The sequence below is a fragment of the Rhodococcus sp. BP-160 genome (assembly GCF_019836205.1).
Classification (GTDB): domain Bacteria; phylum Actinomycetota; class Actinomycetes; order Mycobacteriales; family Mycobacteriaceae; genus Rhodococcoides.
On the sequence record NZ_JABUEK010000002.1, the window covers coordinates 980,794 to 1,005,247 of the forward strand.

Sequence of the window (24,454 nt, forward strand, 5' to 3'; positions counted from 1 at the left end):
GGGTCTGTGCGCTTCTGCTCACGCGGTGACCAGTCGGGGTCGGCGCGCCGTCGCGTCGCGGAACTGGATGACCGACAGGTACAGCGCGAAGAGCGCATCGTGATCCCACGAGGATCCGTCGAAGGACGACGGCATGAGCGACGGTGCGTTGGAACGGCGGATGAGGTCGTTGACGTCGGACCCGAGCAGGGACGCCGTCTTCTCCGCCGGGATCTTGCTGTCGACGATCGCTTTGAACTCCGCCCACGGCACGAGGTCCAGGCCGAGAGCCGATGCCAGGACGGCGTTGCTGTAGGGCACCGGATTGGACGGCACGAGGTGGGGGAGCGTGCCGTCGCCGAGAGCGTTGTCCGCCAGCACGCGCGCGAGCACGTCGACGGGCGCGTAGTTCATGCCCGGACCGTCCCACATCGCACCGACACTGTTCGCCAGCTCGATCGCGCGCCAGAAGCTGTAGACGCGACCCGGGTCCTTGCCGACGGTGGTGCTGCCGAGCACGTACGGCGACTCGACCAGGGTGACGGAGGCGACGCCGTCCCGTGCGAGCCATCCGAGGAGCTGACCGTTGATCCACTTCATCTGGCAGTAGCCCGAGTACCACCAGGAATCGGGACGCAGGAAGTCCTCCGGGCTGGTGTAGATGAAGGCGCCGATCGACCCCATGTAGGTGAGGTGCTTGCGACGGTCCTCCAGGGTGAACTGGACGACGCGCAGCAGGGAGACGAACCAGTCCTGTCGCAACTCGAGGTAGCTGGAGTCGTAGTCGGTGGAACTGGCCGAGTTGAACACCTGGTCGACGGTGCCGCGGAGCCGCAGGTAGGTGTCCTCGTCCAGACCGAAGTTCGTCCGGGTCGGAACCGCCTCGATGACGACGATCTTCGCGAGATCGATCCCGGTGATCGAGTACTGGGCGACGGTCTCCTCGAAACGCTCGGCGGCGGAGGAGTCGCCGGCGGATCGGACACCGGCGTAGACCGTCGTGATTCCGGGGCGCAGAGACAGTTCCGCGACGAGATGCGCTCCGACGAAGCCGTTGGCACCGAACACCAGCGCGATCTCGTCGGCGGGCGGCGCCATGGAGCGCACCTGCTCGGCGGTGCTCGGATCGACGATCGGTCGCAGCAGCTCGTGGTCGCCGGCGGACAGCGCCGCGACGTCCGCATACTTTCGCGAGAACAACAGCGACGGCGCGTCGCCCGTCAGAGCGACGACCGGACTGACCAGGTGCCCGTCGTTGGCGACAGTGCTGAACGTGTACTCGTCGAACATGTGATCTCCCCCGATGGATGCGGCGCCCGTCGCCGGTGTGACCGGGACGACTCGCTGTGTCTCTCCAGAGAGAGTAAAAGCATCCTTGGGGTGATCAACCACGTTTGGCGTTGTGAGACATACGGTTCCGTGGGCACTTGATTGTGAGGCCCGTGCGGACGCGCACGCCGTGGTCGTGAGACCTCACGCCCCCTTGCGCTGCTGGTCCTCGTCGCCCGACGACGTGCCGCTCCCGGCCTTCTTCGCCGCCGCCTTCTTCGCGGCCGTCTTCTCGGCGGGCGCTTTCTTCGCCGCCGCCTTCTTCGCCGCCGCCTTCTTGGCCGGTGCCTTCTTCGCGGCTGCCTTCTTCGCCGGAGCCTTCGTCGCGGACTCTTCGTTCCCCGACTCGTCCTTCGTCGATGCCGAGTCGGTGTCGCCGCGACGACCACGGCCGGACCGGCCCGCCGCCTCGACGCTGCGTTGGAGTGCCGCGACCAGGTCGACGACCTCGGCGTCCTCTCCCGAGTCGGTGTCCTCCGGTTCGGCGTGCACCACCTTCTCGCCGCCGTTCTCGATCATCTCGTCGAGGACCTTGCGGAGTTCGATCTGGTAGTCGTCGGTGTACTCGGACGGGTCGAAGTCGCCCGACATGCTCTCGACGAGCGCCCCCGCCATCTTCAGTTCGTTGGGGCGGGGCGCGGTGACGTCGTCGAGCGAGGAGAACTCGGCGGCCCGCACCTCGTCGGGCCACAGCAGCGTCTGGATCATCAGCACGTCGTCGTGCACGCGGAGGGCCGCGAGGCGCGTCTTCTGTCGCAGCGTGAAGTGCACCAGTGCGGTGCGATCGGTCGTGGACAAGGTCTCCCGGAGGAGCACGTACGCCTTCGGGGACGTCGAGTCCGGCTCCAGGTAGTAGCTCTTGTCGAACAGGATCGGATCGATCTGGTCGGTCGGCACGAACTCGAGAACCGGGATCTCGTGCTTCTCGGCGGCGGGCAGCGACGAGAAGTCCTGATCGGTCAGGATCACCCGGTCGCCGTCGGGGGTCTCGTAGGCCTTGTCGATGTCGGCGAACTGCACCGACTCACCGCACACGGAGCACTTCCGGTCGTACTTGATGCGACCGCCGTCCTTGCCGTGGACCTGATGGAACTTGATGTCGTGGTCCTCGGTGGCCGTGTACACCTTGACCGGGACGTTCACCAGGCCGAAGGCGATGGAGCCTTTCCAGATCGATCGCATGTGTCCAATCTTGGGGCACGCCCGGTCACATTTCCACCACCCGTCACGAACGCGTCCCCACCGCTGCGGAGAACATCGCCCGACGGACCGCTCCGAGGATCACGCGGCGGTCGGACGAACCGATCCGCGAGAACAGCGTCAGCATCGCCCGGGACATGCCGGCGACGTCGTCGTCCGACGACAGATAGGCGCGTTGCAGCGTCGACGGCATCTCGAAGAATCGGTCGAAGAACGGCGCGAGGGCATCGGGCGGGAAGGACAGCAGAGCGTCCGCGCCCACCGACCGCAGCCGGGTGACCGCCCGCGATCCCGCCGAGTCGACGCCGCCGCCGTCCAGCACGGCCGACGCGATGACGTCCGCTCGGCGCAGGGAAGCAGCGACGCTGTACCCGGTGGCGGTGTGCAGAGCCGGACTCCGCGTCCCGGTGGTGACGACCCCGCGCGTCGGACGGGTCGGCGGACGCATCGCGAAGCGCACCCGCTCGACGGGCTCGTCGCCGCGCAGAGTCACACCCCGCGCAGCCAGTCGTGCGAGCAGCCGACGCGCGAGCTCGGGTGAGGTGAGGCCGGGCCGGCCGACCAGGCAGGTTTCCTCGAGCAACACCGCGCCGCCGCCCAGCGGCACGACGTACAGGAAGGACGGCACTGCGTCCGCGTCCGCACCGTTGTCCCGCCGCCAGTCCATGATCACCGCGGACTCGCCGCCGCAGGCACGTGCAGCGGTCTCCTCGTCGACCACGACCCCGTGGGCCGTCTGCTCGGGGACGCCGGGTCCGACCGCCGAGCCGCGGGCGTCGATCACCGTGCCGCCGGACAGGGAGGTGCCGTTCCGCAGGGTCACCGACGTGGGCGTGACCTCCGCCGCGGACTCCGCGACCACCGACACTCCGTCGAGCGTGAGGTCGTCCTGCAGTCGTCCGGTGTCGAGCACCGAGTACCCCCGGTCCACCACGTGTCGGCGTGTGCCGACCACGACGGGGGAGCAGGACGTGGACGCGCGCGTCGACTCCGGCACCCAGTCCGGAATCTCGTCGGTCCACATCCCGTACGTGTTGATCCATCGACGATCCGGACGGGGGTCGACGAGAGTCACCGTTGCCCCCGCGGCCGCGCAGCGATGTGCCGCCGCGCGGCCGGACGGGCCGGCGCCGACGACGAGGACGTCGGTCAGAACGTTCCCGTCGCCAGCAGTCCGCCGTCGACGCGCACCGTCTCGCCGGTGATCCACGACGCGGCGTCGGACACGAGGAACCCGACGAGCGAGGCCACGTCCTCGGGCGTTCCCAGCCGCTTCATCGGGTAGCCGGCGGCCGCCGCCTCCTCGCCATCGGCGACGAGTGCCTCGGCGAACTTGGTCTTGACGACGCCCGGGGCCACCGCGTTCACACGGATCGAGGGTCCGAGCTGCCACGCGAGCTCCTCGGTCAGCCGGATGAGCGCCGCCTTGGACGAGCCGTACGCGGCGATGACTCCGGTGGATCGGATTCCCGCCACGCTGGCGAGGTTCACGACCGAGCCGCCGTGCTCGCCCATCCACGCTCGGTGCGCCTCCTGGATGAAGCCGAGTGTCGCGACGACGTTGACCTCGAAGATCTTGCGGACGCCGGCCAGATCGGCCTCCATCAGCGATCCGTACACCGGATTGATGCCGGTGTTGTTGATCAGAATGTCGAGTGAGCCGAGCTCGGCGACCGTGCGGTCGACCGTCTCGCGGCGGGACTCCTCGTCCCCGGCGTTGCCGGCGATGGCGAGCACGGTGGCCCCCGGTACCGCGGCGCGCAGCTCCTCGGCGGTGGCGTCGAGCTGCTCCTTCTTGCGGGCGGTCACCGTCACGGCGGCGCCGCGAGCGAGGAGGTCGGCCGCGATGGCCCGACCGATTCCGCGGCTCGCGCCGGTGACCACGGCGACACGCCCCTGCAGATCCTGTTCCTTCTCCATGCGTCGAACGTTAGCGGAGTCACGTCTGCGTGGACCGTGGGAGCCCGCGGAGGCGTTAAAATGAGGGATTGCTGCGCAGTCGACTTCGCGCTGCGCCCGGTCTGCCACCGGACAACTACGACGATCGAGGAGTTCGCACCGTGATCACCGCCACCGACCTGGAGGTTCGTGCCGGCGTGCGTACTCTTCTGTCCGCTCCCGGGCCCGCCCTGCGCGTGCAGGCCGGCGACCGCATCGGCCTCGTGGGCCGCAACGGCGCCGGGAAGACCACCACTCTCCGCATTCTGGCAGGAGAGGGCGAGCCCTACGCCGGCTCGGTCACCCGCACCGGGGACATCGGTTACCTGCCGCAGGACCCCAAGGAGGGCGACCTCGACCTGCTGGCCAAGGACCGCGTCCTGTCCGCCCGCGGACTCGACACCTTGCTCCACGACATGGAGAAGCAGCAGGCGCTCATGGCCGAGGTGGCCGACGAGGATCGCCTCGACAAGGCCGTCCGCCGATACGGCGAGCTCGAGGAGCGTTTCGCCTCGCTCGGCGGCTACGTGGCCGAGAGCGAAGCGGCGCGCATCTGCAACAGCCTCGGACTTCCCGACCGTGTCCTGGCGCAGCCCCTACGCACCCTCTCCGGCGGTCAGCGCCGCCGCGTCGAGCTGGCACGCATCCTGTTCGCGGCGTCCGACGGCAGTGGTGGTCGCTCGGCCACCACGCTGCTGCTCGACGAGCCCACCAACCACCTCGACGCCGATTCCATCACCTGGCTCCGCGGCTTCCTGCAGAGCCACGAGGGTGGGCTCATCGTCATCAGTCACGATGTGGAGCTGCTGAACGACGTCGTGAACCGAGTGTGGTTCCTCGATGCCGTCCGCGGCGAGCCGGACGTCTACAACATGAACTGGAAGAAGTACCTCGACGCGCGCTCGACGGACGAGCAGCGTCGTCGCCGCGAGCGTGCCAATGCGGAGAAGAAGGCCGGCGCTCTGCGCGCGCAGGCCGCCAAGATGGGTGCGAAGGCCACCAAGGCCGTGGCCGCCCAGAACATGGCCAAGCGTGCCGACAAGCTGATGGCGAACCTCGACGAGGAACGCGTGTCCGACCGGGTGGCACACATCCGCTTCCCCGAGCCCGCACCGTGCGGCAAGACGCCGCTCATGGCGTCGAACCTCACCAAGATGTACGGGTCCCTGGAGATCTTCGCGGGTGTGGATCTGGCCATCGACCGCGGTTCCCGCGTCGTGGTGCTCGGCCTCAACGGCGCCGGCAAGACGACGCTGCTCCGCATCCTCGCCGGCACGGAGAAGAGCGACTCGGGCCAGATCGAGCCCGGTCACGGTCTACGCATCGGCTACTTCGCCCAGGAACACGACACCCTCGACGACATGGCGTCGGTCTGGGAGAACGTGCGGCACGCGGCACCGGACACCCCGGAGCAGGAGCTGCGGTCGCTGCTCGGTGCGTTCATGTTCACCGGCCCGCAGCTCGAACAGCCGGCCGGCACTCTCTCCGGCGGTGAGAAGACGCGACTCGCGCTCGCCGGCCTGGTCTCGTCGGCGGCCAACGTGCTGCTGCTCGACGAGCCGACCAACAACCTCGACCCGATCTCGCGTGAGCAGGTCCTCGAGGCGCTGCGGAGCTACAAGGGCGCCGTCGTGCTGGTGACGCACGATCCGGGTGCGGCCGAGGCACTGTCTCCCGAACGAGTGATCCTCCTGCCGGACGGCAACGAGGACCACTGGTCGCAGGACTACCTCGACCTGATCACGCTCGCCTGAGTCGGCTCACGGCCGATCGCGACGGACCGACTCCTCGACCAGGTCGAGGACGGCCGACAGGTTCTCGGTGCCCTGGCCCGACGCGATGCGGGTCACGAGACCGTCCATGACGAGGTCGAGGTATCCCAGCAGTACCGCGGTGGGCACGTCGTCCCGCAGTCGGCCCGCAGACTTCTGACGCTCGAGACGTGACAGGACGGCGTCCTGCAGCTCGACCGAGCGCTCCGACCACCCGGCCCGGAACTCGGCGTCGGTCTTGAGCCGCCGAGCGATCTCTAGACGCGTACCGAGCCAGTCGAACTGGTCGGGGGCGGCCAGCATGTCCCGCATCACCTGGACGAGCCCCTGCTCGGCGGCGACATCGGCCATGCGGCGCGCGTCGTCGCGGGCGAGCGCGAGGAACAGCCCGTCCTTGTCCTTGAAGTGGTGGAAGATCGCTCCTCGCGAGAGCGAGGTGGCCTCCTCGAGTCGCCGCACCGTGGCGCCCTCGTAACCGTATTCGGCGAAACAGCGGCGCGCGCCGTCGAGGATCTGACTTCGGCGCGCCGCGAGATGGTCGTCACTGACCTTCGGCACTCGGTGCTCCTGTCGTGTGCTGGGGACATCGTGCTGATCGCAGAACGCGCACGACCGAACCGGCGATACACGCGGTATCGCGGCGCGGTCGTGCGCGTTCTGCTCCCCTCACGGGGCAGTGATCACTGCGGTGATCAGCCGATCATGTTGCGCAGCACGTACTGCAGGATGCCGCCGTTGCGGTAGTACTCCGCCTCGCCGGGGGTGTCGATGCGGACCACGGCGTCGAACTCGACGGCAGAGCCGTCGTCCTTCGTCGCGGTGACGTGCATCGTCTTCGGCGTGCGGCCCTCGTTCAGCTCGGTGATGCCCGAGATGTCGAAGGTCTCGGTGCCGTCGAGCTTCAGCGACGCCGCCGACTCGCCGGCGGGGAACTGCAGCGGGACGACGCCCATGCCGATGAGGTTGGAGCGGTGGATGCGCTCGAACGACTCGGTGATGACGGCCTTGACGCCGAGCAGGCGGGTGCCCTTGGCAGCCCAGTCACGCGAGGATCCGGAGCCGTACTCCTTGCCGCCCAGGACGACCAGCGGGATGCCGGCGTTCTGGTAGTTCTGCGACGCGTCGTAGATGAAGGCCTGCGGGCCACCGTCCTGCGTGAAGTCGCGGGTGTAGCCACCCGAGACGTCGTCGAGGAGCTGGTTGCGCAGCCGGATGTTCGCGAACGTTCCGCGGATCATGACCTCGTGGTTGCCGCGACGCGAGCCGAAGGAGTTGTAGTCCTTGCGCTCGACACCGTGCTCGTCGAGGTACTGCGCAGCAGGCGTTCCTGCCTTGATGTTGCCGGCGGGGGAGATGTGGTCGGTGGTGACCGAGTCTCCGAGGTACGCCAGCACGCGCGCACCGGAGATGTCCGTGACGGCTTCCGGGTCCTTGGGCATGCCGTCGAAGTACGGGGGCTTCCGCACGTAGGTCGACTGCGGGTCCCACTCGAACGTCTTGCCGTCCGGGGTGGGCAGTCCGCGCCAGCGTTCGTCGCCCTTGAAGACGTCGGCGTAGCCCTTGGTGTACATCTCCTTGGAGATGGACGAGTCGATCGTGTCCTGGATCTCCTTGGGCGAGGGCCAGATGTCCTTCAGGAAGACGTCGTTGCCCTCGTTGTCCTGACCGAGTGCGTCGTGCTCGAAGTCGAAGTCCATGGTGCCGGCCAGCGCGTAGGCGATGACGAGCGGCGGGGACGCCAGGTAGTTCATCTTCACGTCGGGGGAGATGCGACCCTCGAAGTTGCGGTTACCGGACAGGACCGCGGTGACCGTGAGGTCGTTGTCCTGGATGGCCTCGGAGATCTTGGGATCGAGCGGTCCCGAGTTACCGATGCACGTGGCGCAGCCGTATCCGACGAGGAAGAAGCCGAGCTTCTCCAGGTACGGCCACATGCCGGCCTTGTCGTAGTAGTCGGTGACCACCTGTGAGCCCGGCGCCATCGAGGTCTTGACCCACGGCTTGCTGGTCAGACCCTTGTCGACGGCCTTCTTGGCCAGCAGGGCAGCGCCGAGCATGACCGACGGGTTCGAGGTGTTGGTGCACGAGGTGATCGACGCGATGGCGACGGCGCCGTGGTCGAGGACGAACGAGCCCTGCTCGTCCGAGTCGACGCGCACCGGGTTGGTCGGGCGACCCTCGGCGTTGCCGGCGGCGGAGTGCAGCGGAGCCGCATCGTCGTCGGCGAAGGACAGCGTGGCCGGATCCGAGCCCGGGAACGTCTCGTCGAGTGCCTCGTCCAGCTTCGACGGGGTGGCGTCGACGTCCTCGCCACCCACGTAGTTGTGGATGTCCTTGCGGAACGCGATCTTGGACTCCGACAACAGGATTCGGTCCTGCGGACGCTTCGGTCCGGCGATGGACGGCACCACGTCGCCGAGGTCGAGCTCGAGGTACTCGGAGTACGTCGCCTCGTTCTCGGGGTCGTGCCACATGCCCTGTTCCTTGGCGTACGCCTCGACGAGCGCGAGCTGCTCGTCGGAGCGTCCGGTCAGGCGCAGGTAGTCGACGGTCTCCGAGTCGATCGGGAAGATCGCCGCGGTGGAACCGAACTCGGGGCTCATGTTGCCGAGCGTCGCGCGGTTGGCCAGGGGGACCTCGGCCACGCCCTTGCCGTAGAACTCGACGAACTTGCCGACGACGCCGTGCTTGCGCAGCATGTCGGTGACGGTGAGCACCACGTCGGTCGCGGTGACGCCCGGCTTGATCTCGCCGTTGAGCTTGAAGCCGACGACGCGCGGGATGAGCATGGAGACGGGCTGGCCCAGCATGGCCGCCTCGGCCTCGATGCCGCCGACGCCCCAGCCCAGCACACCGAGGCCGTTGACCATCGTGGTGTGCGAATCGGTGCCGACACACGTGTCGGGGTAGGCCTGACCGCCCCGCACCATGACGGTGCGGGCGAGGTGCTCGATGTTGACCTGGTGCACGATGCCGGTGCCGGGCGGGACGACCTTGAAGTCGTCGAACGCACCCTGGCCCCACCGCAGGAACTGGTAGCGCTCACCGTTGCGCTGGTACTCGATGTCGACGTTGCGCTCGAAGGCGTCCGCGCGGCCGAACACGTCGATGATGACGGAGTGGTCGATGACCATCTCGGCCGGAGCGAGCGGGTTGACCTTCTCCGGGTCGCCACCGAGAGCGGTGACGGCCTCACGCATGGTCGCGAGGTCCACGATGCAGGGGACACCGGTGAAGTCCTGCATGATCACGCGGGCCGGCGTGAACTGGATCTCGATGCTCGGATCGGCGGACGGGTCCCACGCGGCGATCGCGTCGATGTGGTCCTTGGTGATGTTCGCGCCGTCCTCGGTGCGCAGGAGATTCTCCGCGAGGACCTTGAGGGCATAGGGCAACTTCTCGGTGCCGGGGACGGCCTTCAGGCGGAAGATCTCGTACGAGTTCTCTCCGACCTCCAGCGTTCCCTTGGCGCCGAACGAATCGATACTTGCGGTCACGTCAGCTCCACTCGTCTTCTGGGCTGCCGTCGACGGGGCTGTGTCGACGGCGTGGCGAGAGCGGGCGGACATCGCCGTGGGTGAGGGTGCACCCGGGTGGCGTCGAGGCCGCCGCAGTCTCGGTGTTTCGATTCTAACAGTACGCTTGTCCTGTGAGAACGAGTGGCCGAATCGCCGTGTCGCTCTCACCGTGGTGCGCACTCATCGTTCCCCGGCAGCGTTCCGGGCGCAACGAAGGGCTGCCTCCGTGCACCTCGGTGCGCCTCGGACTCGGCGACGGTCCCGTCCCGTAGGGTCCCGCTCGACGGCGCACACACTTCGACCATCATCGCCTCGCGATCCACCGCATCGCCTCGCGATCGACGACAACGGACGGACGATGTCTCTCTCTCCTCTCCCGGCCCTACCGCTGAGTGATCAGCCGCTGGTCGCCCTCCCGATGATCAGCGAGGTGCCGACGTTCGTCGACCTGCAGGCGACCCTCGCCGACGTCGCGGACGACGGGGTGGCCGCGCCGGGTCAGGACGTCGTCGGGCTCGAGGGTGTCGTGGCGCGCGCCGGCGAGCACGGTATCGACCTGAGCATCGTCGTGCTCGACGCGCCGGCGCCGCTCGATTCGCAGCTCCGCGATCTCGCCACGTCGGTCGGTGCCACCGACGGTGGGACGGTCCTCGTGATCGGTCCGGGACAGGTCGGCACGTTCAGCGACTCGGTCGATCGCGTGACGCTCGAAGCGGGTCAGGATCAGGCGTACACCGGCAACGCGGTGCAGTCCGCGGACAACTTCCTCGACGTGCTCGTCGAGCCCGGCCCACCGTGGACCGGCATCACTCTGGGCCTCGTTCTCGTGGTCGTCGCCGTGCTCGGCGGCACCTGGTGGGTGAACGAACGCCGACATCGTTCGGGAGATGTCACCGATCGAGAGGCCGTCACGCCCGACGGGCAGTGACCGTTCCCAAAAAAAGTCTCAACGAATCTTTCTCGGACAACGTCCTGATCAGCGCGGATGCGGTCGGCGGAATGACACATGTGTCATTTGTGACTGGAGTTCCTTAAGCGTTCGAAGTGTCGTACGGTTCGCATGGCACTGCTTGGGGAAGAAGTGTCGCAGAGGGGCTGGTCGTTGCTCCCGGGTCGGCCGTTGTCGGCTGTGGTCCGGGATCCTGTCACGCTGCGTCGTGTCCTCCCCACGCGTGCGGTGGGTGAATCCGCACTGCGGACGTGAGGGAGACGAACAGGTGAAGCGATACTCCGGAGGTCGACGGCACGTCGGTCGATCGCGGGCTCTGCGTCGCACGATCGGGGGCGCCGTCGTCGCGACGACGCTGCTGCTGTCCGGGACGGGGTTCCTCGCACCGAGTCTCGCGTCCGCCGTGCCGCCGCCCCCGCCCAATCCCTCCGACTCCGACATCGCCGCCGCCGGTGCGCGCGTGGGGGACCAGCTCGGACGAGTCGGTCGACTCATCGACCAGGTCGCCTCGGCCAACCAGCAGCTCGCCGCGATCGACGCGCAGGTGGCCGTCAAGCGCGAGGACGTCAACAAGGCCCTCGTCGACCTGCAGAACGCTCGCACCGTCGCCGACGCCGCCGCCGCGGCCGTCGGCATCGCGCAACAGGCCCTCCGCGACGCCGGCCAGATGATCTCCGACGCGCAGAAGAAGTTCGACGCCTTCGCCGTCACCGACTACGTCAAGGGCACCGGGTCCGCCGGTGTCTCCTCACTGCTGGACGCGCAGGGGCCGCAGGACGTGCTCGATCGCGCGCAGATCCTGCGGATGCTGTCCGCCAAGCAGAACGCCACCCTGGACAGCCTGCAGCGGGCGCGTACCGAGGAGGCCAACCGAGACTCCACCGCACGCCAGAGCAAGATCGAGGCCGACCGTGCCTCCGCGGAAGCGGACGCGAAGAAGGACGAGGCGGAACAGGCCATCGCCGCGGCCGTGACCGCACAGCAGGAGCAGGCAGCGCAGAAAGCGGCCGTCGAGGCACAGCGGGACAGCGCCTCCGCCGAGCTCGAGCAGGCGCGCAACGACGCCGCGGGGCTCGAGGGACAGCGCGACGCGTACTCGCAGTGGGACCAGCAGCGTCAGGCGGAGGAAGCCGCCGCCGCGGCAGCCGCGCAGGCAGCGCAGGAGGCAGCGGTGGCCGCGGCCGCCCGGGTGGCCGCGAACCAGGCCGCCGCCGATCGTGCCGCAGCGTTGGTGGACGGGGAGCGCGACCACACCGACCTGACCGGATCGACGTCGAGCGGCACCTCGTCGGGCGGCACGTCGTCCGGTACCTCGTCCTCGGGCGGCACGTCCTCGGGCGGCACGTCCTCGGGTACCTCGTCGTCGGGAAGCACGTCGTCGGGCAGCACGTCGTCGGGCAGCACGTCGTCCGGCGGCGGTCGCGGGACCGCCACCAAGGATCCGTCGCTCACCGGGTCCGCAGCCATCGAACTCGTCATCGACCGCGGCATGTCCGTGTTGGGCACCCCCTACTCGTGGGGTGGCGGCAACGAGAACGGGCCGACCAAGGGCATCCGTGACGGCGGTGTCGCCGACAGCTACGGCGACTACAACAAGGTGGGCTTCGACTGCTCCGGCCTCATGATGTACGCCTTCGGTGGACTCGGGATCTCGCTCCCGCACTACACCGGCTACCAGTACACGGCCGGCAAGCAGGTGCCGTCGTCCCAGATGCGCCGCGGCGACATGATCTTCTACGGTCCGGGCGCCTCGCAGCACGTCGCCCTCTACCTCGGTGACGGCAAGATGCTCGAGGCTCCGCAGTCGGGATCGGTGGTGAAGGTGTCGCCCGTCCGTTTCGACGGCATGACGCCGTACGCCGTCCGCATGGTGGAGTGACACCCCGTCCGAGCAGGTAGAACGTCATGTGTCCTCGCCACCTGCAATAGTGGTGCTCGGCAGCAGAGTCCGGGTAGAAAGCGGTGGTTCCACAGGTGACGTCACGAGAGACCGACACGACCGACATCTCTCGGGACGTGCAGACGCTCGAGAAGGCCGTCTACGAGGTCAAACGCGTCATCGTCGGTCAGGACCGACTGGTCGAACGCATCCTCGTCGGGCTTCTCGCACGGGGGCACGTCCTGCTCGAGGGTGTTCCCGGTGTGGCGAAGACGTTGGCGGTAGAGACGTTCGCGACGGTGGTCGGGGGCTCGTTCTCCCGCGTGCAGTTCACGCCCGACCTGGTGCCCACCGACCTCATCGGTACGCGCATCTACCGTCAGGGCAAAGAAGAATTCGACACCGAGCTCGGCCCGGTGGTCGCGAACTTCGTGCTCGCGGACGAGATCAACCGAGCTCCGGCCAAGGTGCAGTCGGCTCTCCTCGAGGTGATGGCCGAGCGCCACGTCTCCATCGGTGGTCACACGTACCCCATGCCGGATCCGTTCCTGGTCATGGCGACGCAGAACCCCATCGAGAACGAGGGCGTGTACCCCCTTCCCGAGGCGCAGCGCGACCGCTTCCTGTTCAAGATCGTCGTGGACTACCCGACGGTCGAGGAGGAGCGCGAGATCGTCTACCGCATGGGCGTCGCGGCACCGAAGCCCAAGCAGATCCTCGACCCGGTCGAGTTGGTGCGCCTCCAGAACGTCGCGGCGTCCGTGTTCGTCCACCATGCTCTGGTCGACTACGTCGTGCGCGTCATCGCCGCCACCCGTACTCCGCGCGACGTGGGCCTCGACGACGTGGCCGGCTGGATCGCCTACGGCGCGTCACCCCGTGCGACCCTCGGCATCATCAGTGCCTCCCGTGCGCTGGCGTTCCTGCGTGGACGGGACTACGTCGTGCCGCAGGACGTCCTCGACGTGGTGCCGGACGTGCTGCGGCACCGTCTCGTACTCTCGTACGACGCCCTGGCCGACGAGATCACACCCGAGCAGATCATCACGCGCATCCTGCAGACCGTGGGTCTGCCGCAGGTCGGCGCGCAGCCGATCCAGCCGCAGGCTCGCCAGCACAACGGGCCCCAGCACAACGGGCCCCAGCAGAACGGGCCCCAGCAGAACGGGCCCCAGCAGAACGGGCCCCAGCAGAACGGGCCCCAGCAGAACGGGCCCCAGCAGAACGGGCCCCAGCAGAACGGGCCCCAGCAGACCGGGCCCCAGCAGCAGGGGCAGGGCGGACCGCAACAGTTCCAGCCCGGTCCCGACGCATCGCCTCAGCAGGGTGGCCCTCAGCAGAACGGTCCCCAGCAGGGTGGCCCGGCGCCGTGGATGCAGAAGCAGACTCCCGCGACCGATCCCACGCGGTGACCATGGCGTCACCCACGGGTGGCCGGCCCGGTGATCCGGTGTTCGGCGCGCCCGCCGTGCAACAGTCGTTGCGCGGCGCGCCTCCGTCCTTCGCCTCGGGGTCGCTGGAGGACCCCCGGTTGTCGGCTGCGCTGCGCACCCTCGAGCTGACCGTTCGCCGCCGACTCGACGGTGTGTTGCACGGCGATCATCTGGGTCTCATACCGGGCCCGGGATCGGAACCCGGCGACGCACGTGAGTACCAGCCGGGCGACGACGTACGTCAGATGGACTGGTCCGTCACCGCCCGGACGACGCACCCCCACGTCCGGCAGAGCGTCGCGGACCGCGAGCTCGAGACGTGGATGGCGATCGACCTGTCGGCCTCCCTCGACTTCGGCACCGCGGGGTGCGAGAAGCGGGACCTCGCCGTCGCGGCCACATCGGCCATCGCGCATCTGACCAGTGGCGGCGGCAACCGCATCGGCGCCGTCGTCGCGACGGGCGAACGCGTCGTCCGGGTCCCCGCGCGGGGCGGTCGGGCTCACATCCAGTCCCTGCTCCGCACCGTGGCCACCACACCGCACGCACCCGACGGCACCCGCGGCGACTTCGTCGGCGCCATCGACGCTCTGCGACGGCCCGAACGTCGACGCGGCATGGTGGTCGTCGTCAGCGACTTCCTCGGTCCGACGGACTGGGAGCGTCCGCTCCGCGCCCTGGCGGCGCGCCACGACGTGCTGGCCGTGGAGGTCGTCGACCCCCGCGACCTCGAGCTGCCGGATGTCGGTGACGTGGTGTTGCACGACCCGGAGACGGGACGGACGCGGGAGTTCAGCACGACACCCCGGTTGCGGGAGGACTTCGCGGCCGCCGCTGCGGCGCACCGCGCGAACGTCGAGAAGATCCTGCGTGGCTGCAGCGCGCCTCGGCTCACCCTGCGGACTGACGGCGACTGGATCGCCGACGTCGTCCGCTTCGTGTCCCGGCGACGCCACGGCGCGAGCATGGGAGCGAGTACGCGGTGAGCCTGTCCGATTTCTCGTCACCCTGGTGGCTGCTCTTCCTCCTCGTGGTCGCGGGCCTGGTGGTGGCCTACGTGCTCGCGCAGCGCCGCCGTCAGCGCAACACCATGCGCTTCACCAACATGGAGTTGCTCGAACGCGTCGCACCGCAGCGCCCCGGACTGGTGCGCCACGTCCCCACGGCGCTCGTGCTCGTGGGGCTGCTCTTTCTGACCGTCGCACTGGCCGGACCGACGTCCGATCAACGGGTTCCGCGTAATCGGGCGACGGTCATGCTGGTCATCGACGTGTCGTTGTCGATGGAGGCCACCGACGTCCAGCCGACGCGACTGGCAGCGGCGCAGGAGGCCGGCAAGCAGTTCGCCGACGGCCTGACTCCCGGCATCAACCTCGGACTCGTCGCGTTCGCGGGCACGGCATCGGTGCTGGTCTCACCGACCACCGATCGTGAGGCGACGAAATCGGCCATCGATCGGCTGCAGCTGGCCGAGCGGACCGCCACGGGCGAGTCCATCTTCACGGCGATGCAGTCGATCGAGACACTCGGCGCGGTGCTCGGTGGATCGGACGCGGCGCCGCCGGCACGGATCGTGCTGCTGTCCGACGGCAAGCAGACCGTTCCCGAGAACCCGGACGACCCGCGCGGTGGGTACACGGCGGCCCGCGAGGCGGAGACGAAGGGGATCCCGGTCTCCACCATCTCGTTCGGCACCAGTTACGGCACGGTGGACATCACCGACGAGCAGGGCGACACCCAGCGCGTCGCGGTGCCCGTCGACGACCCGTCGCTCGAGGAGATCGCACGCCTGTCGGGTGGCAACTTCTTCACGGCGTCGAGTCTCGAGGAACTCACCGAGGTGTACGACACGCTCGAGGAGCAGATCGGCTACGAGACCACCCGCGGTGACGCGAGTCGGCCCTGGTTGATCGCCGGAGTGCTGTTCGTGTCGGCGGGACTTGTCACAGCATTGTCACTACGCCAGCGAGTCCCCTGAAACGCATCGGTAAAGTACGCGCGGGTCGAGGCGATCGACGACGTCCGTGATCGCCCACCGACTGGCCGTTGCTGCGAGCAGCACCCCCGAGAGAGAAGGTTCATCCGTATGTCCTCTGCGCCCGAGTCCGCGACACCCGACGCGACGGCCGGCGGGGGATTCGTCTCCCGGTCCGTGCTCGTCACCGGCGGTAATCGGGGCATCGGCCTGGCCGTGGCCCGCCGACTCGCCGCGGACGGCCACAAGGTCGCGGTCACGCACCGCAGCTCGGGTGCACCGGACGGACTGTTCGGGGTGCAGTGCGATGTCACCGACACCGCGTCCGTCGATGCCGCGTTCACCGAGGTGGAGAAGCATCAGGGCCCCGTCGAGGTGCTCGTCGCCAACGCGGGCATCACGGACGACACCCTGCTGATGCGGATGACCGAGGAGCAGTTCACCTCCGTCATCGACGCCAATCTCACCGGCGCGTTCCGGGTGGCCAAGCGAGCGAGCCGCTCGATGCTGCGGGCACGCTTCGGACGGTTCGTCTTCCTCGGTTCCGTCGTCGGTCAGGCCGGCGGACCCGGCCAGATCAACTACGCGTCCTCCAAGGCGGGTGTCGTCGGCATGGCGCGCTCGCTCACCCGTGAGCTGGGCTCGCGTTCGATCACCGCGAACGTCGTGGCACCCGGGTTCATCGAGACCGACATGACGGCCGAGCTCGACGACAAACTCCGGGACACCGCGCGCGAGTACATCCCGCTCAAGCGACTCGGTACTCCCGAGGACGTCGCCGCGGTGGTGAGCTTCCTCGCGTCACCCGATTCGAGCTACGTCTCCGGCGCGATCATCCCGGTCGACGGCGGTATGGGCATGGGCCACTAGCCCACCTCGACCCGACTCCTGCCCGATCGACTCGGGCACACCAGACTTCACACGAAAGGCACACGCACATGGGCGGACTGCTCGAAGGCAAGACCATCCTGATCACCGGGATCATCACCGACGCGTCCATCGCGTTCCACGCGGCCAAGGTCGCGCAGGAGCAGGGCGCCAAGGTCGTCATCACCGGGTTCGACCGGCTGCGACTGATCGACAGGATCGCCCAGCGACTGCCGGAGCCCGTGCCGCCGGCGATCGAGCTGGACGCGACGAACGAGGAGCATCTCGCCGCACTCGCCGGTCGCATCTCCGAGGTCGCTCCGGAGGGCATCGACGGCGTTCTGCACTCCATCGCGTTCGCTCCGCGCACCCTGATGGGCCCGGGGTCCAAGCCGTTCCTGGAGGGACCGGGTCCCGACGCCGCCGCCGCGTTCCAGATCTCTGCCTGGTCCTACGCCTCGCTCGCACGCGCCGTGCTCCCCGTCATGAACGAGGGTGGATCGATCGTCGGCATGGATTTCGATCCGCGCACGGCGATGCCGTTCTACAACTGGATGGGCGTGGCGAAGGCTGCGCTCGAGTCGGTCAACCGCTACGTCGCCCGCGAGGTCGGCGAGGCCAAGAAGGTCCGTTCCAACCTGGTCGCCGCGGGCCCTATCAAGACGCTCGCCGCCAAGGCCATCGCGGGTACCGCGACGGGTGACGCGGACAAGATGAACCAGCTCAACGAGTACTGGAACGGTGCGTCCCCTATCGGCTGGAACTTCAACGACCCGACGGCCGTGGCCAAGTCGATCTGCGCGCTGCTGTCGGACTGGCTGCCGGCGACGACCGGGTCGATCGTCTACGTCGACGGCGGCGCGAGCCACAACACCTGGCTGCCCGAGAATCTCTGACATCTCGCCTCGATCCGAGCATCCTCTCGGGTCCACCGAAACGGGTTCCGGCACAATGGCGTCATGACCTACGACGCGCTTCTGCTGCTGTCCTTCGGTGGGCCCGAGGGGCCGGACGAGGTGCGGCCGTTCCTGGAGAACGTCACCCGTGGCCGCGGAATCCCGCCCGAGCGCCTCGATGCCGTCGCCGAGCACTACCACCACTTCGGTGGGGTCTCGCCGATCAACCGACTCAACCGCGAGATCATCGCCGCGGTCGAGACCGAGTTCGCGCTCACGGGCATCGATCTGCCGGTGTACTTCGGTAACCGCAACTGGCACCCCATGGCGGAGGACACCGTCGCCGCGATGAAGGCCGACGGCGTGCGCAACGCGCTGGTGTTCCCCACCTCGGCCTGGGGCGGGTACTCGGGCTGTCGGCAGTACCACGAAGACATCGCCCGCGCCCGCGCCGCCGTGGGGGAGGGCGCTCCGCAGCTCACGAAACTGCGGCAGTACTACGACCATCCGCTCATGGTGGATGCCTTCGCCGACGCGATCCGCGCGGCGATCGGCAGGCTTCCGGCGGATCGCCGGGCCGGTGCTCGCGTGGTCTTCACGGCGCACTCGGTGCCCGTCTCGGCGGACGAGGCCGCGGGTCCGCCGTCGGCGGGCGGCCACCTCTACAGCCGTCAGGTCACCGAGGCGTCCCGATTGTGCGCCGCCGCAGCAGGTGTCGACGAGTTCGACGTCGTGTGGCAGTCCCGGTCGGGACCGCCGCAGATCCCGTGGCTGGATCCCGACATCTGCGATCACCTCGAGGCCCTGGCGGAGACGGGCGTCGACGCCGTGGTGATCTGCCCGGTCGGGTTCGTCTCGGATCACCTCGAGGTGGTGTGGGACCTGGACACCGAGGCCGTCGAGAAGGCGCAGGAACTGGGCATCGCTCTCGAGCGCGCAGGCACGCCGGGTGCGGACCCCCGATTTGCCCGGCTCGTGCGGACGCTGGTCGAGGAACGCACCGCGGGCACCGCACCGCTGCGTCTGGGTTCCGAGCCCGCCTTCGGGACGACCGTCGACGGAACGCCGTGCAATCCCGACTGCTGCGAGCCCCCGGTGCGTCGCCGCCCGGCCTGACAGCTCGAACATCCCGGAACCACCCACCCGCGCGAGGGGGTACCGCTAGCGGCGATCGGGCGACAGGTACCCGTCCACGGCGGCGCGCACGGCGGCACGGCGCGCGGCGCGCACGGCGCGACGCAACGGTCGGAGCACGGCCTCGCGGGCCTCGGCACCGCTGCTGCTGGGTGCCTCCGAGGGCGCCGACGTCTGCGCGGCCGCGAGGATGGCGTCCACCCGATCGGCCGTGTCGAGAACTCGGGTGGTGCGTTCGGGGAGCGGCGGGTAGCGATGGCGGCTCGCGATGGCGAGGCGCTCGGCGATCATCGTGTGCGGGTCGCCGCCGGAACGGCCGGTGTCGACCGTCTGCACCGCGGTGAGGGCCTCGGCCGCACTCCGGACGGTGTCCCGCATCGAGTACTCGATCTCCCCGAGCGCCAGCTCCTGGTAGGTGACCGGCACGGTGACGGTGAACACCGTCCACCGCATGACGTCGGGGCCCTCGTCGGTGGGGACGAGTCCGACACCCGGCTGACCCGGCACTCCGATGACGACGCCTTCGCCCGCGAGCACGGCGGCGGCCGAGAACGCGGAGTCGGTCGGCAGCCCGGCGACGTCACCGGGGGCGGGAAGAACCATGTCGACGGTCACCTCGCGGTCGCCGACGGGCGCCGCGGCGCGGACGACTCGGAGCAACTGGGCGATGCCGATGTCACGAGGAGTGGGCCACGGGAGGTCGTGCCGCTCGGCTGTCTCGGGATCGGCGGCGACGACGAGGGCCAACGGTGCCCACTCGGTGAGGGCATCGATCACGTCGTCGGGCGGCGCGGCTCCGGCGAGCCAGGCGCCGCACCAGATGGCGAGGCTCGAGGATGGGGACGACACCGTCCGATCATAGGCGGCGTCGGAGGCGACCGGCGTGGCTGCGGTCGGGGAGTGCGCGGCGCCGATACCGTGGGACGGCCCGGTGACCCGACAGTCCTGTCCCGGGAGTGAGCGCGGAGGGCGAGGGAAGACGATGACAGCGGACAACCGGTACGGCGGCGACATCTTCGCCGGGCACGCGAGGCGAGCGCGACGCGTGGTCCCGACGATGGCGGCCGAACGGGACGTGGTGGTCGAGGACGCGGCGACCGGATTCTGCGGCGCCGTGGTGGGTTTCGAGCGCACGTACGACGGTGACTTCGTCCGGCTCGAGGACGGCCGAGGCGTACGGAGGCTCTTCGCGATGCGCGAGGCCGCCTTCCTCGTCGACGGAAGCCCGGTGACGCTGACGCGTCCGGCGCCGACCCGTGCCGTCGCTCCGACCCGCTCGGCCTCCGGGTCGACGCGGGTGGAGAACGTACGAGCGAAAGTGGCTCTGCCCAGCCGTATCTGGGTGGAGGGCATTCACGACGCCGCCATCGTCGAACGGGTCTGGGGCCACGACCTGCGGGTCGAGGGTGTGGTCGTCGAGCATCTCGAGGGACTGGACAACCTGGCAGAGCGGTTGCAGGAGTTCGGACCCGGGCCGGGACGCAGGGTGGGGGTTCTCGTCGACCACCTCGTCGACGGCTCGAAGGAGGACCGCCTGACGCGGTCCCTCGGCCCGTACGTGACGGTCACGGGACACCCCTACATCGATGTGTGGGAGGCGGTGAAGCCCGCCGCGGTGGGCATCGAGGCATGGCCACGGATCCCGCGCGGCACCGACTGGAAGACCGGCATCTGCCGCGAGTTGGGTTGGGGCACACCGCAGGACGGGTGGCGCCGGGTCTACGGTGCGGTGTCCAGTTTTCGCGATCTCGAGGCGCCGCTCATCGGCGCGGTGGAGCGCCTCGTCGACTTCGTCACCCTGGGTGACGAGAACGGGGAGACAGGTCGGTAACGATCTCCCCACGACGGTCGCGCGCACCCCACGGGCTCGTCGTTCGTCGCTACTGTGGAGTTCGTGGTTGCACTTCTGTGGCTCGTCGGAGCGGTGATTCTCGCTGCGGGTGAAGCGCTGTCCGGAGATTTCTTCCTTCTCATGCTGGCCGGCGGGGCCCTGGGTACCGCGGGCATCTCGGCGCTGACCGACTTCCCCGTGTGGGGCGACGCGATCGTGTTCGCGATCCTGTCCGGAGCCCTCATCCTGGGTGTCCGGCCGGTGCTGACCCGCCGGTTCTCGACGCCCCCGCCGACCCCCACCGGGATCGCCGCGCTCACCGGGCGATCCGCGCAGGTGCTGGATGCCATCGATCAGCACTCCGGCACGGTGCGGCTGGACGGTGACGTGTGGACGGCTCGTCCGCTCGATCCCACCGAGGTGTACGCGGCCGGAACGACCGTGACCGTGATGAAGATCGACGGCGCCACGGCCGTCGTGTGGAAAGGACCCTAGATGGGTGACTATGCCGCCTTGATCGCCCTTGCCGTGGTGGTGCTGTTCGTCGCCGTGGTGGTGGCGAAGTCGGTGACGCTCGTGCCGCAGGCCGAGGCCGCGGTGATCGAGCGTCTGGGCCGATACTCGAAGACGGTCTCCGGGCAGCTCACGTTCCTCGTGCCGTTCGTCGACCGTGTCCGAGCGAAGGTCGACCTGCGTGAGCGCGTCGTGTCCTTCCCACCGCAGCCGGTGATCACGCAGGACAACCTGACGGTGTCCATCGACACCGTCGTGTATTTCCAGGTCACCACCCCGCAGGCCGCGGTCTACGAGATCAGCAACTACATCGTCGGCGTCGAGCAGCTCACCACGACGACGCTTCGCAACGTGGTCGGCGGTATGACCCTGGAGGAGACGCTCACCTCGCGTGACTCCATCAACGGCCAGCTCCGCGGAGTGTTGGACGAGGCCACCGGGCGATGGGGCCTGCGTGTCGCCCGAGTGGAGCTCAAGAGCATCGATCCGCCGCCCTCCATCCAGGAGTCGATGGAGAAGCAGATGAAGGCGGACCGCGAGAAGCGCGCCACCATCCTCACGGCCGAGGGACACCGTGAGTCGTCCATCAAGACGGCCGAGGGTGACAAGCAGTCGCAGATCCTGTCCGCGGAGGGCGCCAAGCAGGCCGCCATTCTCTCCGCCGAGGGTGAGCGTCAGTCCCGCATCCTCCGTGCGCAGGGTGAGCGGGCGGCCAAGTACCTCAACGCACAGGGTGAGGCGAAGGCCATCGAGAAGGTGTTCGAGGCTATCAAGGCCGGCAAGCCGACGCCCGAGTTGCTCGCCTACCAGTACCTGCAGACGCTGCCGAAGATGGCGCAGGGTGATGCGAACAAGATGTGGGTGGTGCCGTCCGACTTCGGTGATGCCCTGAAGGGCTTCGCCAAGAATCTCGGTGCGCCGGGCGACGACGGCGTCTTCCGTTTCGAGCCCAGCGACCAGGGCGAGACGCACTCCAAGCCGGAGGACGACTCCGCGGAGGTGGCCGACTGGTTCGACACGAAGACGGACCCGGCCATCGCTCGGGCGGTCGCCGACGCCGAGGCCGTGGCACGCAAGCCTGTCGACACGTCGTTGGCCGCCGCACCCAACCCGGCGCGGGACTCGGCTCCGGAGCCCGCGAAGGCCGTCGAGGCCTCCACGCCGGACGGGTCCGGGTCGGGCGACGACGCACCGCGCGAACTGGACCGCTGACGGTCAGGCAGCCAGGCCCGCGCCGATGCCGCCCGCGGCGAGTGCCCAGAGCACGCTGGTGAAGGTTCCGATGATGAAGTACTCGGACGCCCGCGGGTCACGGAGTTCGGGGTAGCGCGCGAGTCCCTTCACCGCGAGCACCACGGCGATGCCCTCGGGCCACCCCGTGAGCACCGCGACCACGACGGCGATGCGTTCGAGTGTGCCGATGACGAGCCCCCCACGCAGGACGGGGCGCTCGTCGTCGGCATCGCCGTCTCCGGGCTCGGGCCGTCGGCGCGCGAGATGGAAGACCGCGGGAACGACGACGGTGCCGCCGGTGACGGCGACCGCGACGACCAGGACCATCGCGACGACGAGTGGTGGCCCGGTGACCGGTGCGCCGGCGATCGCGGCGGCGAGACCCGCCAGTGCGAGCATCCCGGCGGACAGGAGTGCCGGAAGCCACCAGCGCAGCGGCGGCAGCCACCGGACGCGGCGTCCCGGCGCAGCCGTCGGTGGGATCGTCGGCACCGGTCGGGCGGGAAGCAGTGCTGCTCCGGCGGAGAGCGCGAGTGCGAGCAGCGCGAGGGTGGTCGCCATCAGGCGTCCGTTCCGCGTGCGCGCAGATCGGCGAGCGCGAGCATCCGCGCCACGACCGGTCGTGCTGCACGCTCGGCCTGCCACCCCGCGACGGCCAGTCGTTGGGACACTGCCTGCGGTGTGATGGACAGTTCCTCGGCGACGGCGGTCTGCGATCCGAGCCTGCGGACACTGTCGACCGCGGCGCGGCCCTGCTCGGTGCGCCGGACCAGGAGCAGTGCGAGCAGTGCCACCACGGCGTCGGCATCGCCGGCGGACTCGGCGTCACCGCCGCGGACCGCGATGTGGGCGACGGCGTTCTTGGCGCTGTCGACGGCGTCCCGCGCGGCTTCGAACGCCGGGCCCCGACCCGCTCTGGTGGAGCGTGGCAACGGATCCTCCACGGCCCCCACCCCGATCCCGACGCTCCAGTGCCCGTCCTCGAGGAAGTCGAGGGCGAGGTCGAGCGCCACCGACGCGTCGTCCGCCACACCCTGGACCTCGTCGCCGGCCGTGCGTTCGAACGGGCGCACCAGGTCGGTGGCTCGGTCGAGGATGTCGGCGACGCGATCGATGTCGCGTCGACTTCCGCGTTGGTCCACGGTCAGAACGAACATCGATCAACCCTAGAAGCTTGATCAGTCGGAATCAAGCCTCGAGTCTTGATGCGTTGCGACGTACAAAGTTCGTCGTCGACCTTGATCCGTCCACATCAAGCCCATGACCTTGACCTCATCGATCGCCGGCCACCGGCATCCGCGCGTCCAGGATCAGTCCCACGACGCCCACGGCAATGCAGACCCCCGAGATCGCGAGCAGGACCGGATCGCCGTGACCGGCCAGAGCGTCGCCGAGCAACACGATGCCGACCGTTCCCGGGATCACCCCGACCACCGTCGCCAGCGCGAACGGCACCACGGCCACCGAAGACAGGCCGGCGGAGTAATTGACCACCGAGAACGGCACCGGCGCGATGAGTCGAAGACTCCCCACCGCCAACCATCCCCGTCGCGCGAGACGGGAATCGACGGCCCGGATCACCGGATGGTCCCAGCGTGCGGTCACCACGTCGCGGCCGAGTGCTCGGACCAGCAGGAACGCGAGCACTGCACTCACGGTCGTCGCTGCGACCGCCACACCGACCCCCGTCACGGGTCCGAACAGCACACCCGCCGACACCGTGAACAGGGTGCGGGGGATCGGCGCCACCGTGATGATCGCGTGCGCCGCGAAGAAGACGAGGGGGAAGGCCGGCCCGACGGCGACGGCCCACTCCCGCACGCGGTCGATGGTGGGGAGGGGTACGAGCAGTGCCACGACGATCAGGGCGGCGAGCACGGTGACGGTCGCGGCCACGCGCAGCACGAGCGCGCGGCGGCCTCCGACGACGATCGACTCCTCCGACGGCACTGTGTCGTGCGGGTCGATGTCGGGGGTCGTCACGTCTGCTCACGCTACCGAAGAGCGA

At 69.0% G+C, this 24,454-nt stretch carries 22 protein-coding genes; 12 read left to right on the forward strand and 10 right to left on the reverse strand.

From position 1 onward, the window contains the following. Positions 1–18: 18 nt before the first annotated feature. From HQ306_RS11070 to HQ306_RS11085, 4 genes are all read right to left on the reverse strand, one after another. Positions 19–1,269 (reverse strand): SDR family oxidoreductase, encoded by a 1,251-nt coding sequence (locus HQ306_RS11070; RefSeq protein WP_261769385.1) that lies wholly within the window; start codon positions 1,267–1,269, stop codon positions 19–21. Between the two features lie 183 nt (positions 1,270–1,452). Next, entirely contained in the window at positions 1,453–2,490 is a 1,038-nt protein-coding gene (locus tag HQ306_RS11075) for a Ku protein (protein WP_222631076.1), read from the reverse strand. A 43-nt stretch (positions 2,491–2,533) separates the two neighbouring features. Then, a complete protein-coding gene (locus tag HQ306_RS11080) occupies positions 2,534–3,661 on the reverse strand; it encodes a lycopene cyclase family protein (RefSeq protein WP_222631532.1) in 1,128 nt (375 codons plus the stop codon). Then, a complete protein-coding gene (locus tag HQ306_RS11085) occupies positions 3,658–4,428 on the reverse strand; it encodes an SDR family oxidoreductase (RefSeq protein ID WP_222631078.1) in 771 nt (256 codons plus the stop codon). The genes HQ306_RS11080 and HQ306_RS11085 overlap by 4 nt, the downstream gene beginning before the upstream one ends. A 140-nt stretch (positions 4,429–4,568) precedes the next feature. On the opposite strand from HQ306_RS11085, the gene HQ306_RS11090 reads away from it, so the two are divergent. Continuing rightward, a complete protein-coding gene (locus HQ306_RS11090) occupies positions 4,569–6,200 on the forward strand; it encodes an ABC-F family ATP-binding cassette domain-containing protein (RefSeq protein WP_027505305.1) in 1,632 nt (543 codons plus the stop codon). A 6-nt stretch (positions 6,201–6,206) separates the two neighbouring features. Here the strand turns inward: HQ306_RS11090 and HQ306_RS11095 are convergent, their stop codons facing one another. Continuing rightward, a complete protein-coding gene (locus HQ306_RS11095) occupies positions 6,207–6,776 on the reverse strand; it encodes a TetR/AcrR family transcriptional regulator (RefSeq protein ID WP_027505306.1) in 570 nt (189 codons plus the stop codon). Positions 6,777–6,910: 134 nt separating this feature from the next. Beyond that, positions 6,911–9,715 carry an aconitate hydratase gene (locus tag HQ306_RS11100; RefSeq protein WP_308115428.1) on the reverse strand — a complete coding sequence of 935 codons (2,805 nt, stop codon included), beginning with the start codon at positions 9,713–9,715 and terminating at the stop codon, positions 6,911–6,913. A gap of 379 nt (positions 9,716–10,094) precedes the next feature. Here HQ306_RS11100 and HQ306_RS11105 point away from each other — a divergent pair, with 379 nt between their 5' ends. From HQ306_RS11105 to HQ306_RS11140, 8 genes are all read left to right on the forward strand, one after another. Beyond that, entirely contained in the window at positions 10,095–10,664 is a 570-nt protein-coding gene (locus HQ306_RS11105) for a DUF6676 family protein (protein ID WP_261769386.1), read from the forward strand. A 289-nt stretch (positions 10,665–10,953) separates the two neighbouring features. After that, entirely contained in the window at positions 10,954–12,564 is a 1,611-nt protein-coding gene (locus HQ306_RS11110; protein WP_374197704.1) for an NlpC/P60 family protein, read from the forward strand. 95 nt (positions 12,565–12,659) lie between these two features. After that, entirely contained in the window at positions 12,660–13,976 is a 1,317-nt protein-coding gene (locus HQ306_RS11115; protein WP_222631083.1) for an AAA family ATPase, read from the forward strand. After that, positions 13,973–14,983 carry a DUF58 domain-containing protein gene (locus tag HQ306_RS11120; protein ID WP_374197736.1) on the forward strand — a complete coding sequence of 337 codons (1,011 nt, stop codon included), beginning with the start codon at positions 13,973–13,975 and terminating at the stop codon, positions 14,981–14,983. Before HQ306_RS11115 ends, HQ306_RS11120 begins: the two co-directional genes overlap by 4 nt. Then, positions 14,980–15,975, forward strand: a complete 996-nt coding sequence (locus HQ306_RS11125; protein ID WP_027505310.1) for a VWA domain-containing protein — start codon at positions 14,980–14,982, stop codon at positions 15,973–15,975. The genes HQ306_RS11120 and HQ306_RS11125 overlap by 4 nt, the downstream gene beginning before the upstream one ends. A 108-nt stretch (positions 15,976–16,083) precedes the next feature. Continuing rightward, positions 16,084–16,842, forward strand: coding sequence for a 3-oxoacyl-ACP reductase FabG1 (gene fabG1 / locus HQ306_RS11130; RefSeq protein WP_037185384.1), 759 nt, complete (start codon positions 16,084–16,086; stop codon positions 16,840–16,842). A gap of 68 nt (positions 16,843–16,910) precedes the next feature. Continuing rightward, the gene (inhA, locus tag HQ306_RS11135; RefSeq protein WP_027505312.1) at positions 16,911–17,735 is read left to right on the forward strand and encodes an NADH-dependent enoyl-ACP reductase InhA; all 825 of its coding nucleotides are present in this window, start codon (positions 16,911–16,913) and stop codon (positions 17,733–17,735) included. 63 nt (positions 17,736–17,798) lie between these two features. Then, positions 17,799–18,851 carry a ferrochelatase gene (locus HQ306_RS11140; RefSeq protein WP_222631087.1) on the forward strand — a complete coding sequence of 351 codons (1,053 nt, stop codon included), beginning with the start codon at positions 17,799–17,801 and terminating at the stop codon, positions 18,849–18,851. A gap of 45 nt (positions 18,852–18,896) precedes the next feature. Here the strand turns inward: HQ306_RS11140 and HQ306_RS11145 are convergent, their stop codons facing one another. Next, the gene (locus HQ306_RS11145) at positions 18,897–19,718 is read right to left on the reverse strand and encodes a hypothetical protein (RefSeq protein ID WP_222631088.1); all 822 of its coding nucleotides are present in this window, start codon (positions 19,716–19,718) and stop codon (positions 18,897–18,899) included. Between the two features lie 133 nt (positions 19,719–19,851). Here HQ306_RS11145 and HQ306_RS11150 point away from each other — a divergent pair, with 133 nt between their 5' ends. From HQ306_RS11150 to HQ306_RS11160, 3 genes are all read left to right on the forward strand, one after another. Next, positions 19,852–20,700 carry a DUF3097 domain-containing protein gene (locus tag HQ306_RS11150; protein ID WP_056444639.1) on the forward strand — a complete coding sequence of 283 codons (849 nt, stop codon included), beginning with the start codon at positions 19,852–19,854 and terminating at the stop codon, positions 20,698–20,700. A 63-nt stretch (positions 20,701–20,763) separates the two neighbouring features. Then, complete coding sequence (locus HQ306_RS11155) at positions 20,764–21,195, forward strand: NfeD family protein (RefSeq protein ID WP_027505316.1); 432 nt, start codon at positions 20,764–20,766, stop codon at positions 21,193–21,195. Then, positions 21,196–22,425, forward strand: a complete 1,230-nt coding sequence (locus tag HQ306_RS11160; RefSeq protein WP_051613228.1) for an SPFH domain-containing protein — start codon at positions 21,196–21,198, stop codon at positions 22,423–22,425. A 3-nt stretch (positions 22,426–22,428) separates the two neighbouring features. On the opposite strand, the gene HQ306_RS11165 is transcribed toward HQ306_RS11160, so the two are convergent. The 3 genes from HQ306_RS11165 to HQ306_RS11175 form a co-directional block, all read right to left on the reverse strand. Beyond that, positions 22,429–23,007 (reverse strand): hypothetical protein, encoded by a 579-nt coding sequence (locus tag HQ306_RS11165; RefSeq protein WP_222631090.1) that lies wholly within the window; start codon positions 23,005–23,007, stop codon positions 22,429–22,431. Beyond that, positions 23,007–23,603: a hypothetical protein gene (locus HQ306_RS11170; protein ID WP_027505318.1), complete on the reverse strand. Its 597-nt coding sequence runs from the start codon at positions 23,601–23,603 to the stop codon at positions 23,007–23,009. The genes HQ306_RS11165 and HQ306_RS11170 overlap by 1 nt, the downstream gene beginning before the upstream one ends. A 115-nt stretch (positions 23,604–23,718) precedes the next feature. Next, complete coding sequence (locus HQ306_RS11175) at positions 23,719–24,342, reverse strand: TVP38/TMEM64 family protein (RefSeq protein WP_285186007.1); 624 nt, start codon at positions 24,340–24,342, stop codon at positions 23,719–23,721. Between the last annotated feature and the right edge of the window lie 112 nt (positions 24,343–24,454).